A 13,037-nucleotide genomic window follows, 5' to 3' on the forward strand; every position below is an offset into this window, starting at 1 on the left:
CCCTTCCCATCCCGAACAGGACCGTGAAACGACTCCACGCCGATGATAGTGCGGATTCCCGTGTGAAAGTAGGTAATCGTCAGGCTCCCCTGCAGCATCAGAAACCCCACCACCAAAAGGTGGGGTTTCTGCGTTTACCGGCCATGAATTCAGCGCCAGGAATCTGACGTCCTAGCGAGCACACGCGCGGATTCTTAACCCGCGTTCCCAACCCGCGGGATAACGCATCTCCATTCCGAGAGGCGCGTCACGAAAAAACTGCCACTATCTGGCAGGCCATCGATACCGTCACAAATGGCCCGCCACTTCGTTACATCCACAGGCGCGGCCAACTCGTCAGCTAAAACACTGCGTCAGTGCATAGCGTCCTCACCATCCCCAATGCTAGCCGCACGAACAGGCGCCGCTTCATCGCCGGCATCCATCTGGCCAACTTCCGCAAGTAACGCTTCGTCGCGTGCAATTACCTTCGGTAGATGCGTGCGTAAAAATTCAACCCACGTCCGAGTCTTCGCATCGACGAACTTGCGTGACGGATACAGCGCGTAAACATTCATCTTCTGCAGCGTATATTCAGGCAGCACGCGGACCAAGGTCCCGTCACGCAGTCCGGCAATCGCCGCATAGAGCGGTACCATACCAATGCCCATTCCCTCGCGAATCGCGACGATCAGCGATTCCGCAATATTCACTTGGACGGGGCCGTTCACTTCCATCGTCTCGCTGCCATTGGGGCCGTCGAGCACCCATTCGTAGGCCGGAAATGCTGGCGTGTGCAAGATCAGACACTCGTGATGCGCCAGATCGCTTGGCTGTTGCGGCGCGCCATGAGCACGCACGTAAGCAGGCGATGCGCACAAGATGCTGAACGTTGTGCCAAGCGGCAGCGAAACGAGGTCGGAATTCGGCAGAGTCGAGGCGCCGATAACAGCGACGTCAGCGCTGCCTTCGAACAGGTCGGGCATGCGCTGTGACAACGTCAGCTCGACGGTCACTTCGGGATAAAGCGCGCGATACCGGGAGATGGCCGGCAGCACATAATGCTGGCCGATGCTGGCAAAGCTGTGCATCCGCAAAGGGCCAGCAGGGCGTTCGTGGGCGCAGCTGGCTTCTTCTTCCGCTGTGTCGACATCTGCAAGGATCTGCTGAGAGCGTTTCAGGTAACGCTCGCCCGCTGTGGTGAGCGCGAGCCGCCGCGTCGATCGGTTCAGCAAGCGGGTACGCAGATGAGCCTCGAGTTCCGAGACCGCGCGCGACATTGCGCCAGTCGTCGAATTGAGCGACTGCGCGGCAGCGGTAAAACTACCGGCTTCAACCACGCGCACGAACACTCGCATATTTTGTAGCGTATCCATCGATCCTTCTATTTCACGGCAGAAGCCGTATTGTCCGCCTGTCCCGCAAGCCCATTGTTGTTCATTCTGGAAGGGACGTTCCGCGGCCGTCCTATTAATACGCGCAGCACATGCTCTTACAATCGGCGCCTTGCCAGCCGGTGTGCATAGCGTTTGCCGGGGCTTCTTCTAGCGACAAACCGGGACGCGTTGCTTTCTGATGAAACGCCAACATGCGATCAAACCGACGGCGGATTTTCGCCGGCAGTGGCGCGTCATGTTGCCGGCGCTCAGTCCGGCCGTCCGCGACTGGGCGAACAGCGACGGTCTGATCTGGCTGCATCTGCTGAAAACGGTCACAGCAGGTTTGCTGGCGCTGGGCATCGCCATGTTGCTGGATCTCCAGCAGCCGCGAATCGCGATGACCACGGTGTTTGTGCTGATGCAGCCGTTCAGCGGCATGGTGCTCGCCAAGAGTTTCTACCGGATTCTCGGCACCGCAGTGGGGGCGGTCGCTGCCCTCGTACTCGGCGCGCTGTTCGTCCAGCAGCCTGAGTTGTACATGCTCGGCATGATTGGTTGGGTCAGCGCCTGTATCGCGGCAGCGGTCCGGTATCGGCATTTCAGATGGTACGGCTTTGTGCTGGCCGGCTATACCGCCGCTCTGATCGGCATCCCGAATGTCACGGCGCCTCACGACCTGTTTCTGGCGGCGCTCACGCGCGCAGCGGAAGTGGCGGTCGGTATCGTGTGCTCGAGCGCAGTCAGCGCGTTGATCCTGCCGCAGCGTTCCAGCCTTGCGCTGCGGCGCGCACTTCATCTTCGATATACAAATTTTACTGCGTTCGCTGCCGAGGTGTTGGCCCGTGGAATCGACCGTTGCCAATTTGAGCGGCGCTTTGCGGCCCTCGTCGACGAGATCGTCGGCTTCGAAGCGACGCGAACATTTGCTGCCTTCGAGGATCCAGCCATGCGTTCGCGCAGCCAGCATCTCGGTCGTCTGAACGGCGAGTTCATGGACGCGTGCGCGCGGCTGCATGCGCTGCACCAGTTGCTCAAACGTCTGCGCGTAAGCGGCCCAAGCTGGAGGGTCGACGCTATCACGCCGTACTTCAGCGAGCTGTCGGCGCTGCTGGAATCCACCCGGGATGCCGATGCAGCGCAAGTAGCCGCTGGTTTGCGGCTCTTTCAGGCGAGCTTGCCAAGGCGCGTGCACGAAACGAGATGGCCATTGGAAGCCGCGCCCGCTGAATCGCTAGCGGACTTCGATACTGCCGCGGAACTGCTATATCGATTTGTTGATGAATGGATCCGCTACTCCGAGACCTACGCGTCTTTGGCGCGACGCAAACCGGGAGCTGGACCGCGCACCGCCGGCCGCTACATGAGCAGGACGAACGGCTTCGTGGTCGCGTTTGCTTTCGCCAGGTCGGCGACGGTGATGGCGATCGCCGGCTGGTTCTGGATCGCCACCGATTGGCCGAGTGGCGGCCTCGCAGTGATCGGCGCGGCGCTGGTTTGTGCATTGACGTCGACCGCGCCGAACGCAGCGAAAATGGCCGTGCAGATGGCCGTCGGCGCGGTGCTGGCGACCATGACCGGCTACCTTTTTACGTGCTACGTGTATCCGAACATCGACGGCTTTCCGCTGCTTTGCGCAATGCTCGCCCCGGTGCTCGCACTCGGCGCCTTCATCGCATCGCGCAAACTCTCGGCAGGGTATGGCATCGGCTTTTCCGTGTTCTTCTGCCTGCTCGCCGGACCGGACAACGTCGTCACGTATGCGCCCGATCTGCTGATCAACAATGGTATAGCGATCACGGCGTCGCTCTTGCTTGCCGCGATCGTTTTCTCGGTGGTGTTCCCCGCGGATATGCCGTGGCTCACCGAGCGAATCAAGGGTGATTTGCGCGCGCAGGTCGTGTCTGCATGTAAGGACGAACTGCCCGGACTCAATCAGCGTTTCCAGTCGAGCACACACGATCTCACCTCGCAGTTGCGCATGCCGCTGACGCGGCGCTCCCGACACCGCCGTGATGCATTGCGCTGGATGCTCGTCACCCTCGAAGTGGGGCATGCCGTGATCGATCTGCGCAACGAAGCAGCGCGTGCGAGCTACGCGCAACCCCTCCATCCGCATTGGAGCAGCGGCCTCACGCGGACTTGCGACGACCTCGCGCGCCTCTTCGCGCGACCGGACGCGCATGCGCTCGAGCGCGCGCTCGTATCCGTGCGCTCGGCCAGGTGGATCGCGCAGGACCTGCTGGAAACCGTCCACGCCGACCGCGACCAGCGACACGACCTGCAACGCATCCTGAGTTGCCTGCACTTCATCCGCACGGCGTTGCTCGACAAAGACGCGCCTTTCAACACGCGTTGATCCGTGTCCTGGATCGGGCCTACGCCCGATCCTTCTGCCAGATGGAAAGGTCCCTTCTGTCCAGCCCCGTTTATCTGCGTAGGTGGCGGTCATATAGTTTCGTCACCGCCGCGCAGTCCTCAAAAGGGACTTCCTGCGGGACGGAATCGTAAGAACTGGAGAACGAAATGAATGTGTTGAAGATTGCCCTGATTGCCTGCACTTTGTCCGCTGCTGTCGCTCATGCACAGACGGAGCCTGCCGCCCCGGAACAAGAGGTCGCACAGGCGAATGCACCGCGCGCGAATAGCGTCGCCGAGCAACGCCGTGTCGCAGTACCGAAGGCCAAAGCTGAAGAGTGCGTCGGGCCTGTGAGTTTCTGCAATATTTTCTTCGGCAGCTAAGCAGCGCCACGCGCAACACGCAACACGCAACACGCAACACGCAACACGCAACACGCAACACCAGCAGTACCTGTAAGACCTGTCGCGAGAATGTTGCACGCGCGACGAAACGCCTGGCCGCGACGCCGTCCCATCGAGACGCCGCGGCTGGTGCGACAAGCTGGCTACTGAGCGAAGCACACCGCAGACGTGCGCACCGGTAGACTGGACGGGCGAATATGGAGAGACTCGATTTCATGTACCAGGACCGGATTCGTTGCTCCGCGCTGCGCGGAAAGATTACTTCAGCCGCCGAGGCGGCGCTTCTGATCAAGGACGGCATGCGCGTCGGCGCAAGCGGCTTTACGCGCGCGGGCGACGCCAAAGCTGTCCCGGTCGCACTCGCTGAGCGGGTCCGTCAGGAAGGCAAGCCGCTGCAAATTACATTGATGACCGGCGCATCGCTCGGTCATGACGTGGATCGCATGCTCACCGAGGCACATGTGTTGGCGCGCCGCTTGCCGTTTCAGGTCGACAAGACCCTGCGCGATGCGATCAACCGCGGCGAAGTGATGTTCGTCGATCAGCATCTGTCTGAAACTGTCGAGATGCTGCGCGCGAATCAGCTCGGCAAACTCGACATCGCCATCATCGAAGCTGCTGCGATTACCGAAACCGGCGGCATTGTGCCGACCACGTCAGTCGGAAATTCGGCCAGTTTCGCGATCCTCGCCGACAAGGTTATTGTCGAAATTAATCTTGCCCAGCCGCTCGCGCTCGAGGGACTGCACGACATCTGGATTCCGGGCCGCAGGCCGAATCGCGAACCGGTGCCGATCGTGCATCCGCGAGACCGCATCGGAACGCATGCCATTGAAATTTCGCCAGAAAAAATCGCGGCGATCGTGATCACCGACAAGGCGGACAGCCCGTCCACGGTGCTGCCCGCGGATGCGGAAACCGAACTGATTGCGCGCCACCTGATTGAGTTTTTCCAGCGCGAAGTGTCATGCGGACGCATGCCTCCGCAATTGCCGCCGTTGCAGGCGGGCATCGGCACGATTGCCAATGCGGTGCTGGCCGGTTTCGTCGATTCGCCTTTCGGCGCCTTCGAAATTTACTCAGAAGTACTGCAGGATTCGACCTTCGATCTGATGGACGCCGGCAAGGTGACGTTCGCCTCGGGTGCATCGATTACGTTGTCGGCCACGCGCCAGGCGCAAGTGTTCGGTGATCTCGAGCGCTATCGTGATCGCCTGGTGTTGCGCCCGCAGGAGGTCAGCAACCATCCTGAAGTGATTCGCCGGCTCGGTCTGATTGCGTTGAATACCGCATTGGAGTTCGACATATACGGCAATGTGAATTCCACGCACGTCGGCGGTACGCACATGATGAACGGCATTGGAGGCTCGGGCGATTTCGCGCGCAATGCGTCATGCGCGATCTTTGCGACGAAGTCGATGGCGAAGGGCGGCAGCATTTCGAGTGTCGTGCCGATGGTGCCGCACTGCGATCACAACGAGCACGATGTGGACGTGGTCGTGACGGAGCAGGGCCTGGCCGATTTGCGCGGACTAGCGCCGCGGGAGCGCGCTACGCTGATCATCGAAAACTGCGCACATCCGCTCTATCGCGATCTGCTTCGCGACTACTATCGGGATGCCTTGCAATGGGGTGGACAAACGCCGCATCGGTTGGACCAGGCTTTCACCTGGCATACGCGGCTGCGTGATACCGGCTCGATGTTGCCGGCAGTAGAGGCGCGTCTCTAAACACCAGGTAAAACCGGCGTCAGGTGGCATTCGCTCCCGACGCCGTAAGACATCAGGTGCTACGCTCAGGTGCCGCGCCGGACAAGCCGGATAAGAAACAGCAGAATAACGGCGCCGATTACGGCGGTAATGATCGAACCGATCCAGCCGCCGCCGAGCGAAATGTGCAGCACACCGGCAAGCCAGCCGCCGATGAATGCGCCGACAATCCCGACAATGATGTCAACGATCAGGCCGAAGCCGCCGCCCTTGACGAGCACGCCAGCCAGCCAGCCGGCGATTGCGCCGATGATGAGCCATGCAATGATGCCGTGTTCCATATTCGAGACTCCATGGTTGAGTGTGAAAAAATCACGGTGACAGAGCTTAGTCGAAGGTTATGGGACAGTCCATATTCAGGACGCGGAATTAACATTGTCTGAATCTATTGCAAGCTAAGTGTAGACGATGCGCGTGAATATGGGGAGCTTACGCAAGGTGACTCACTCCGGCGTCGGCTCCGCATCTTTGGCCGTCCAGCTGACGCTCGATACGCTCTTTTCCATGCTGATGCGGCTCGCCATCTGTTCGAGCTTCGGCTGGTCTTTCGGATGCAGCTTCAATGTCGCCGTAACGCGAATGCGTCCCGTATCGTCTTCGACGTCTTCGCTCGTCAGGCTCTGGAACGACAGCGGTGTCGAATACATTGAGTTGGATACCGCGGTCCGAATGTGAATCTCATCGGCCTCGCGGCAAACGATCGTCAGCACATACTCGCGCACGAGGTCGGCGTCCGAAACGGGCGCCGCGTTGATCGCACGGCTCACTTCACGCAGGACCGTATTGGTCAGCAGCACGACCGCGGTGCCGGCAAGGGCTGGGCCGTAGTGCCCCGCACCGCACAATACGCCGACCGCCGCCGAGCACCACAAGGTCGCGGCGGTGTTGATCCCCTGAATGGAGCCCTTGTCGCGCATGATCACGCCGCCGCCGAGAAAGCCGACGCCGGAGACGACATACGCGGCAATCTGCGTGATACCGGCGGTGCCGTTGCCGGTCAGCACGCCGAGCGTGACGAACAGGCACGCGCCGCTCGCGACCAGCGTGATAGTCCGCAGGCCGGCGTTGCGCTGGCGCATCTGGCGTTCGAGGCCGATCGCGACGCCGCAGCTGAAGGCGGCAAAGAGCCGCAAGACGAATTCAATTGTCATCGGTAAGAAAGGTTAAGGCGCGTGTTCGCACAGTGTGAACCATATGCGTGACAGCATCACGTATCCGCAGGCGGAACGCGAGCGCGGTCAGGCGTGACAAGGCATGCGAGCCGGGCTCGCGACGCAAAAGTCATGGAGCGTGCGCAAGGCATCGGGCCATGCGGCGCTTCACTTGCAGCAAGAGGGTAAAAGCGACGTGCACCGTCGGGCCCGAAGGCAAGACGGCGACAGACAAAGGCTGGCGCGGAAATCTTGCCGATCAGGCGATCGGGCGAATCGAAGCTCGACTGGTACTACTGCTACTGTCCAAGATCGTGATTCCGGTTAAATGAACTGGGCGAATTTTAGGCAGCTCTGCAAAGTTAAGTCAAGCCGGGATGAAGCAGGGCGGCGGAATGCGTTGTGGGTCGCTTGCTGAATTTTCCCCCGGCAAGCTCAGAATTTTCTCGCATAAATACGGACTCCGAATATTGACGAGGTCCGTCCCGGAAAACACACTGTTCACACACTTCGAAGCACGTGGTGCGGTTCCGGTGCTCAATTCACGTTTTATTTACCACGGTTTCGCCGAGAATTTTTTCGGTTGTCCTTGCCGTAGCTTGCGCATCCGATCCGCACCACGTCGGCTCTTTTCCGCTGTTCACCCCAATTGAGGAATGTATGAAAGATAAGGCTCTTGGCGTCATCGCCGTTGCATTGATTGCTGCGGCCCCGCTCGTGTCGGTCGCCGCTGGTTTGCCCGCGCCGTTTGAGGGCAGCAGCACGCTGCAGGCGGACGGAGTCGTGAAGTCGGTCGACCAGGCAAAACATTCCGTGACCGTGCTCGACGCACAGGGTGGTGAAGCTTCATTCACCATTACCGATACGAGCAACCTGGCGCAGATCAAGCAGGGTGGCAAGGTCCATATCCGGATGATGCGTAACGCCATGGTCAGCGTAACGCGCGGTGCCGACGGCCACGGCGCGGCTGTTGAGCCGGCACAGCAGAACACGGTACAGAACGTGACTGCCGAAGTGCAGGTGATCGATCATGCCTCCGGCATCATGGCCCTGAAGGGACCGAATGGCGCGGTGTTTCACATCCAGGGCCGCGAGCCGGCAAAGGTCGCCGATGTGACGCCGGGCATGCAAGTGTCGGTCGCGTACGCACCGCAGGTCAGCGTGGCCGTTGCGCCTGCTCAGTAACGCAAATTGGCTGAAGGGATGCGTCGGTGCCGAAGCGCGGATGTCCATTATGGAAGTCCGAGTTTCTTTTTTTTGCAGTGCAGTCCGCTATGACTTCAACGCGGTGATGTTCGGCACTCCAGTCCCGTGTCTTAGTCGGGCTCGCCGGGCACGAGGCGCAATCGCGTGATCTCCGAAGGGGCGCCCAGCCGCTTTGGCGGTCCCCAGTAGCCCGTGCCGCGACTTGTGTAAACCCACAGGCCGTTCAGCCGTGCGAGACCCGCCGTAAACGGCTGCTGCAAACGCACAAAGAAATTCCACGGGAAGAACTGACCGCCGTGTGTGTGGCCGGATAGCTGCAACGTGAAACCTGCGGCTGCGGCTGCTTCGGCAGAGCGCGGCTGATGTGCCAGCAGTACTTTGATCAGCACGTCGCCAGGCGCGCCCGCGAGGGCCGCAACCGGGTCGCTGCGATGCAACGGATCATGATGGCCCGCTGAGTAATCAGTCACGCCCGCAATAACGGCGCGCGCACCGTCGTGTTCCACGATCACGTGCTCGTTAAGCAGTACGTTTAACCCCAGGCGCCGGAATTCATCGATCCAGGCGTTCGCCCCGGCGTAGTACTCGTGATTGCCGGTCACGAGGAACGCGCCGTGACGCGCACTGAGTCGGGACAGAGGCTGTGTGTGCCTGGTCAATTGCGGCACGCTGCCGTCCACCACATCGCCGGTAACCGCGATCAGATCCGGCTTCAGACGATTCACCGCGTCGACGATCGCATCCACGTAACGGCCTTTGATGGTCGGACCGACGTGGATATCGCTGATCTGGACGATCGTGAAACCGTCGAGCGCCGGCGGCAGATCGTCGATCGGCACCTCGATCGTCACGACCTTGGCGCGGCGCCGTGCGTTGAACAGGCCGACGAGTGTCGAGAGCAGTGCAAGCAACGGTACCGCTGCCGCGGAGCCTATGCGCCAGTGCGCGATTGCTATCGTGTTCGGCCAGATTGCGTCGACGGTGAGCAGCGAGGCGAGCGCCAGATCGCGCGCGAACGTCAGAACCAGCAGCGACGAGAAGAAGCCCATCGCCAGCAGCCCGACCCACGCGAGGCGGTCGCTGAGCGGCTGCTGTTTGATAGTGCGCGCCAGCATGCCGAGCGGGATCAGAAAGATCGACAGCACCAGCCACAATGCGCACAGCCACCGGCCGGTGACGCTGACCGGCATATCGGGAATCAGACGAAAACCGACGTAGATATGCAGCAGGATGCCAATCAGGATGAAGCGAACAAGAAACGATGAGCGGCGCATAGAGAGGATAGGGGCGGGAAGGGGCCGGAAGGGGCCGGCACTAGCGGAGCAACGGCGGTGGCTCGCCAAGCGCAATCATGAAATAGCAGACGAGCCGGATCATTCTACCGAGATGTGCAACCCCTTGCCGAGGGCGCCAGATTTGCTTCCGCGCTGGCCGAGTTTGACGCGGCAAGCAGATCCCGCAACGCAGCAATTCTCGTTGCCGTATGCCGTCGTCTGAACTGCAGCGATGCTCTAATTAAATGGGCTTTGAATTGTGTTTCGCGTGCACTATTCTCAAATAGAACCGGCTCGTTTCAGGGCCATCGCGGCCCAGCGGCGGTTCGTTTTGTCCTCGGTTGAGGGTGAGGCAGGAGGCGCATCATGAAACTGCTTGGATCGGGCAATCACGTACGCCACGTACTTCATGGGCATCACGTCGGGCGAGAGGGCAGCCATGTCATGCTGCCGCTGGTCGGCATATCGCTGATGGCGCTCGCCCTGTACTTCGGCGTGCGCGACATCGACTTCTCCGAACTGGGAAAAAACGCGCTATTCGACGTCGTGATGGTAAGCGTTGCGCTTGGCATCGCGGGACTATTCGGCGTCGTCGGCGCGTGGTTACGTTCGAGTGGCGACGACGCCGATGAAGGCTTTTGCTTTATCGGTGCGGTGATCGGCGCAGTGGTGTTCTACGTGGCGCTCCTCAGATAAACGCACCGGCGGCTTAAGGGCTGTCAGACGATCTGGGCGGCTTCGTCGAAGGAGAAGCGCGGGCTGCGCGGAAACAACTTCGACGGGTCGCCGTAGCCCAGATTGATCAGGAAGTTCGACTTCACTGTCGTGCCGGCGAAGAAGGCCTCGTCGACCTTGGCGGCGTCGAAGCCCGACATCGCGCCTGTGTCCAGGCCGAGCGCGCGGGCGGCGAGAATCAGATACCCGCCTTGCAGCGTCGAATTGCGAAAAGCCGTATCCGCAATCGCCTTGTCGTTGCCGGCGAACCAGCTGCGCGCGTCGGCATGCGGAAACAGTTTCGGCAGATGCTCGTAGAACGCCATATCCATCCCGACGATCACCGTGACCGGCGCCGCCATCGTCTTCTCGAGATTGCCCGGCGACAAAGCCGGACGCAGCTTTTCTTTGCCCTCGGGCGTTTTCACATAGACGAAGCGGCCGGGGCTTGAATTGGCCGAGGTCGGACCGAGCAGCACGAGCTCGGTGAGTTGCTTGAGCACGGCATCGTCGACCGGTTTGGCCTGCCAGCCGTTATGCGTGCGCGCTTCGCGAAAGAGCAGATCGAGAGCCTGATCGGAAAGAATCATGGTGGTAGTCCCTTGAAGTAGCGGAGTGAAAAATCCGGATGACAGCGCAAGCCACAGGCGTGAGCGTTGTCGTCATTGCCGCCATAATAGCCAGGGTTCTAATTCGCGCACGTATCGCAGGCACAAGCACAAGCGCGAGCACAGGCGCAATCGCAATCAGGCAATTTCATGGCGGACCTTTTCGATGACCTTCCGGTGCCCGACGTGGACTGGTATCCCGAGTGGCTTGCGCCCGAGACCGCGGCGCACGCTTTAACGCAACTCATCGGCGAAGTGGAATGGCGCCAGGACATGATGGGCACGCCCGCCGGCCGTGTGCCGCTGCCGCGGCTGACGGCCTGGCAGGGTGAGCCGGATGCGGTCTACGTCTACTCCGGCATTCGCAACGTGCCACAACCGTGGACGCCGACCGTCGCCGAACTACGGGTCGCCGCGGAAGCAGCCTGCCACGCGCGCTTTAACAGCGTGCTGATCAACCGCTATCGCAGCGGCACCGACAGCATGGGATGGCATGCGGACCGCGAGCCTGAACTCGGCACCCAGTCGGTGATTGCGTCAATCAGCTTGGGCGTCGCGCGCACTTTCGACTTGCGGCACAACAAAACCGGCGCCGTGCAGTCGTTTTCGCTGAAGGGCGGCAGCTTGCTCGTGATGAAGGGCAACACGCAGGCCGACTGGCGGCATCGCGTGCCGAAGGAGCCGCGCGTGGCCGGCGAGCGGATCAATCTGACGTTTCGCTGGGTGACGCCGCGCGGGACAAACCGCTAGCGTTCTGGCCAGCCGTTAACCGTGCCGCTCTTGATCCGAAAGCCCAGAAACCCCAAAGCCCGGAACCCACTCGCTACCTGGCCCGAAGCCGCATCGACCACATCGAGCACGTAAGCGCATAAAAAGCATCTCCAACGCCACGCTCAATCGCCACAGACGTTCGAGCGAGCCCCGCAGCGTTGCCCACGTCCACGGCTACTGCCGATCCCGCCCGCTATACCAGAATTGGTATCGCGGACGCGAATCATATGATTGGACGGTTAACGCCCCAGACACTACGCTACATCACGATCCACGCACCGTGAGGGCCGCAAACACCGGGCGGGTTCGATGGATCGCCGACACAACAACGATCAGGAGACAGTCATGGCGAATACACGACGCGCCGCATGTCGTGCGTTGGGCGCGCTCGCGCTTTGCTCGAGCATCGGTGCGCTGGCGCTGACAGCGCCGGGCGCATACGCGCAGGACAAACAGATCACCCTCGGCTTCGCACAGGTAGGCGCCGAAAGCGCATGGCGAACCGCCAATACCGAGTCGGTGAAGTCCGCGGCGGCGGATGCGAAGATCAAGCTCAAATTCTCCGACGCGCAGCAAAAGCAGGAAAACCAGATCAAGGCGATCCGCTCCTACATTGCGCAGAAAGTCGATGTGATCGCGTTCTCTCCGGTTGTCGAATCCGGCTGGGAGCCAGTGCTGCGCGAAGCCAAAGCCGCAAAAATTCCGGTGATCCTGACCGACCGCAACATCGACGTGAAAGACACGTCTCTGTACGTGACGATGATCGGCTCGGACTTCATGGAAGAGGGCCGGCGCGGCGGTCATTGGCTGGCCGATCACTATAAGAATGATCAAGGTCCCATCAACATCGCCGAACTTCAAGGAACCGTCGGCTCGGCACCGGCCAACGACCGGCATTCCGGCCTGATCGAAGTGATCAAGAGCGATCCCAAATTCAAGATCATCGCATCGCAAAGCGGCGACTTTACGCTTGCCGGTGGCAAGCAGGTGATGGAAGCATTTATAAAAACTTATGGAAATAAAATAAATGTAGTTTATGCGCATAACGACGATATGGCGCTCGGCGCCATCCAGGCGATGGAAGAGGCCGGCATGCATCCGGGCAAGGACATCACCGTCGTCTCGTTCGATGCAACCAAGGGCGGCTTCCAGGCGATGGCCGCGGGCAAGATGAATGTCGATGTGGAGTGCAGCCCGCTGCTGGGGCCGCAACTGATGTCGGCGGTCAAGGATGTGGTGGCCGGCAAGCCGCTGCCCAAGCGTATCCTGACGGAAGAGACCGTCTTCCCGATGAGCGTTGCAGCGCAGACTTTGCCGACGCGCAAATACTGAAGTGGAGTGTGATGGCTAATTGATTAGCCATCCATACGATAGACGCAGAACGCAAACGAAGTACGGACAGATCGTAGGGGTTTCTCCAGTGGTG

At 60.6% G+C, this 13,037-nt stretch carries 12 protein-coding genes and 1 rRNA gene; 8 read left to right on the forward strand and 5 right to left on the reverse strand.

Going from position 1 to position 13,037, the window contains the following annotated elements:
• A 5S ribosomal RNA gene (rrf, locus tag R8871_RS38950) occupies positions 1 to 85 on the forward strand; the annotation flags it as partial.
• Between the two features lie 268 nt (positions 86 to 353).
• Here the strand turns inward: rrf and R8871_RS36665 are convergent.
• Complete coding sequence (locus R8871_RS36665) at positions 354 to 1,355, reverse strand: LysR family transcriptional regulator (protein ID WP_175054797.1); 1,002 nt, start codon at positions 1,353 to 1,355, stop codon at positions 354 to 356.
• A gap of 199 nt (positions 1,356 to 1,554) precedes the next feature.
• Here R8871_RS36665 and R8871_RS36670 point away from each other — a divergent pair, with 199 nt between their 5' ends.
• The 3 genes from R8871_RS36670 to R8871_RS36680 all read left to right on the forward strand — a co-directional run bounded on the left by R8871_RS36670 (position 1,555) and on the right by R8871_RS36680 (position 5,848).
• On the forward strand, positions 1,555 to 3,714 hold the full coding sequence (locus R8871_RS36670) for an FUSC family protein (RefSeq protein WP_175054798.1): 2,160 nt from the start codon (positions 1,555 to 1,557) through the stop codon (positions 3,712 to 3,714).
• 167 nt (positions 3,715 to 3,881) lie between these two features.
• A complete protein-coding gene (locus R8871_RS36675; RefSeq protein ID WP_175054799.1) occupies positions 3,882 to 4,097 on the forward strand; it encodes a hypothetical protein in 216 nt (71 codons plus the stop codon).
• A 236-nt stretch (positions 4,098 to 4,333) separates the two neighbouring features.
• A complete protein-coding gene (locus R8871_RS36680) occupies positions 4,334 to 5,848 on the forward strand; it encodes an acetyl-CoA hydrolase/transferase family protein (RefSeq protein WP_175054862.1) in 1,515 nt (504 codons plus the stop codon).
• Positions 5,849 to 5,913: 65 nt separating this feature from the next.
• On the opposite strand, the gene R8871_RS36685 is transcribed toward R8871_RS36680, so the two are convergent.
• Together R8871_RS36685 and R8871_RS36690 are read right to left on the reverse strand one after the other, a co-directional pair.
• Positions 5,914 to 6,168 (reverse strand): GlsB/YeaQ/YmgE family stress response membrane protein, encoded by a 255-nt coding sequence (locus R8871_RS36685; protein WP_028197420.1) that lies wholly within the window; start codon positions 6,166 to 6,168, stop codon positions 5,914 to 5,916.
• A 162-nt stretch (positions 6,169 to 6,330) separates the two neighbouring features.
• Positions 6,331 to 7,038, reverse strand: coding sequence for an MgtC/SapB family protein (locus tag R8871_RS36690; RefSeq protein WP_154565796.1), 708 nt, complete (start codon positions 7,036 to 7,038; stop codon positions 6,331 to 6,333).
• Positions 7,039 to 7,698: 660 nt separating this feature from the next.
• Between R8871_RS36690 and R8871_RS36695 the strand changes: the two genes are divergently transcribed.
• Complete coding sequence (locus R8871_RS36695; protein ID WP_175054800.1) at positions 7,699 to 8,223, forward strand: hypothetical protein; 525 nt, start codon at positions 7,699 to 7,701, stop codon at positions 8,221 to 8,223.
• 131 nt (positions 8,224 to 8,354) lie between these two features.
• Here the strand turns inward: R8871_RS36695 and R8871_RS36700 are convergent, their stop codons facing one another.
• Entirely contained in the window at positions 8,355 to 9,518 is a 1,164-nt protein-coding gene (locus tag R8871_RS36700) for a metallophosphoesterase (RefSeq protein WP_175054801.1), read from the reverse strand.
• A 366-nt stretch (positions 9,519 to 9,884) separates the two neighbouring features.
• Between R8871_RS36700 and R8871_RS36705 the strand changes: the two genes are divergently transcribed.
• Complete coding sequence (locus tag R8871_RS36705; protein ID WP_175054802.1) at positions 9,885 to 10,214, forward strand: hypothetical protein; 330 nt, start codon at positions 9,885 to 9,887, stop codon at positions 10,212 to 10,214.
• Between the two features lie 23 nt (positions 10,215 to 10,237).
• Here the strand turns inward: R8871_RS36705 and R8871_RS36710 are convergent, their stop codons facing one another.
• On the reverse strand, positions 10,238 to 10,822 hold the full coding sequence (locus R8871_RS36710) for a malonic semialdehyde reductase (protein WP_175054803.1): 585 nt from the start codon (positions 10,820 to 10,822) through the stop codon (positions 10,238 to 10,240).
• A 168-nt stretch (positions 10,823 to 10,990) separates the two neighbouring features.
• Here R8871_RS36710 and R8871_RS36715 point away from each other — a divergent pair, with 168 nt between their 5' ends.
• Both R8871_RS36715 and R8871_RS36720 read left to right on the forward strand, forming a co-directional pair.
• Complete coding sequence (locus R8871_RS36715) at positions 10,991 to 11,590, forward strand: alpha-ketoglutarate-dependent dioxygenase AlkB family protein (protein ID WP_175054804.1); 600 nt, start codon at positions 10,991 to 10,993, stop codon at positions 11,588 to 11,590.
• A 366-nt stretch (positions 11,591 to 11,956) separates the two neighbouring features.
• On the forward strand, positions 11,957 to 12,943 hold the full coding sequence (locus R8871_RS36720) for an ABC transporter substrate-binding protein (RefSeq protein ID WP_175054805.1): 987 nt from the start codon (positions 11,957 to 11,959) through the stop codon (positions 12,941 to 12,943).
• The last annotated feature ends 94 nt before the right edge of the window (positions 12,944 to 13,037 follow it).

It is taken from the genome of Paraburkholderia sediminicola, from assembly GCF_902859805.1.
GTDB lineage: Bacteria > Pseudomonadota > Gammaproteobacteria > Burkholderiales > Burkholderiaceae > Paraburkholderia > Paraburkholderia sediminicola.

What these genes read in the sequence shown, in the direction of transcription:
- R8871_RS36665 (WP_175054797.1), bottom strand. Translation starts at nt 1,355, where the DNA reads ATGGATACGCTACAAAATATGCGAGTGTTCGTGCGCGTGGTTGAAGCC.
- R8871_RS36670 (WP_175054798.1), top strand. Translation starts at nt 1,555, where the DNA reads ATGAAACGCCAACATGCGATCAAACCGACGGCGGATTTTCGCCGGCAG.
- R8871_RS36675 (WP_175054799.1), top strand. Translation starts at nt 3,882, where the DNA reads ATGAATGTGTTGAAGATTGCCCTGATTGCCTGCACTTTGTCCGCTGCT.
- R8871_RS36680 (WP_175054862.1), top strand. Translation starts at nt 4,334, where the DNA reads ATGTACCAGGACCGGATTCGTTGCTCCGCGCTGCGCGGAAAGATTACT.
- R8871_RS36685 (WP_028197420.1), bottom strand. Translation starts at nt 6,168, where the DNA reads ATGGAACACGGCATCATTGCATGGCTCATCATCGGCGCAATCGCCGGC.
- R8871_RS36690 (WP_154565796.1), bottom strand. Translation starts at nt 7,038, where the DNA reads ATGACAATTGAATTCGTCTTGCGGCTCTTTGCCGCCTTCAGCTGCGGC.
- R8871_RS36695 (WP_175054800.1), top strand. Translation starts at nt 7,699, where the DNA reads ATGAAAGATAAGGCTCTTGGCGTCATCGCCGTTGCATTGATTGCTGCG.
- R8871_RS36700 (WP_175054801.1), bottom strand. Translation starts at nt 9,518, where the DNA reads ATGCGCCGCTCATCGTTTCTTGTTCGCTTCATCCTGATTGGCATCCTG.
- R8871_RS36705 (WP_175054802.1), top strand. Translation starts at nt 9,885, where the DNA reads ATGAAACTGCTTGGATCGGGCAATCACGTACGCCACGTACTTCATGGG.
- R8871_RS36710 (WP_175054803.1), bottom strand. Translation starts at nt 10,822, where the DNA reads ATGATTCTTTCCGATCAGGCTCTCGATCTGCTCTTTCGCGAAGCGCGC.
- R8871_RS36715 (WP_175054804.1), top strand. Translation starts at nt 10,991, where the DNA reads ATGGCGGACCTTTTCGATGACCTTCCGGTGCCCGACGTGGACTGGTAT.
- R8871_RS36720 (WP_175054805.1), top strand. Translation starts at nt 11,957, where the DNA reads ATGGCGAATACACGACGCGCCGCATGTCGTGCGTTGGGCGCGCTCGCG.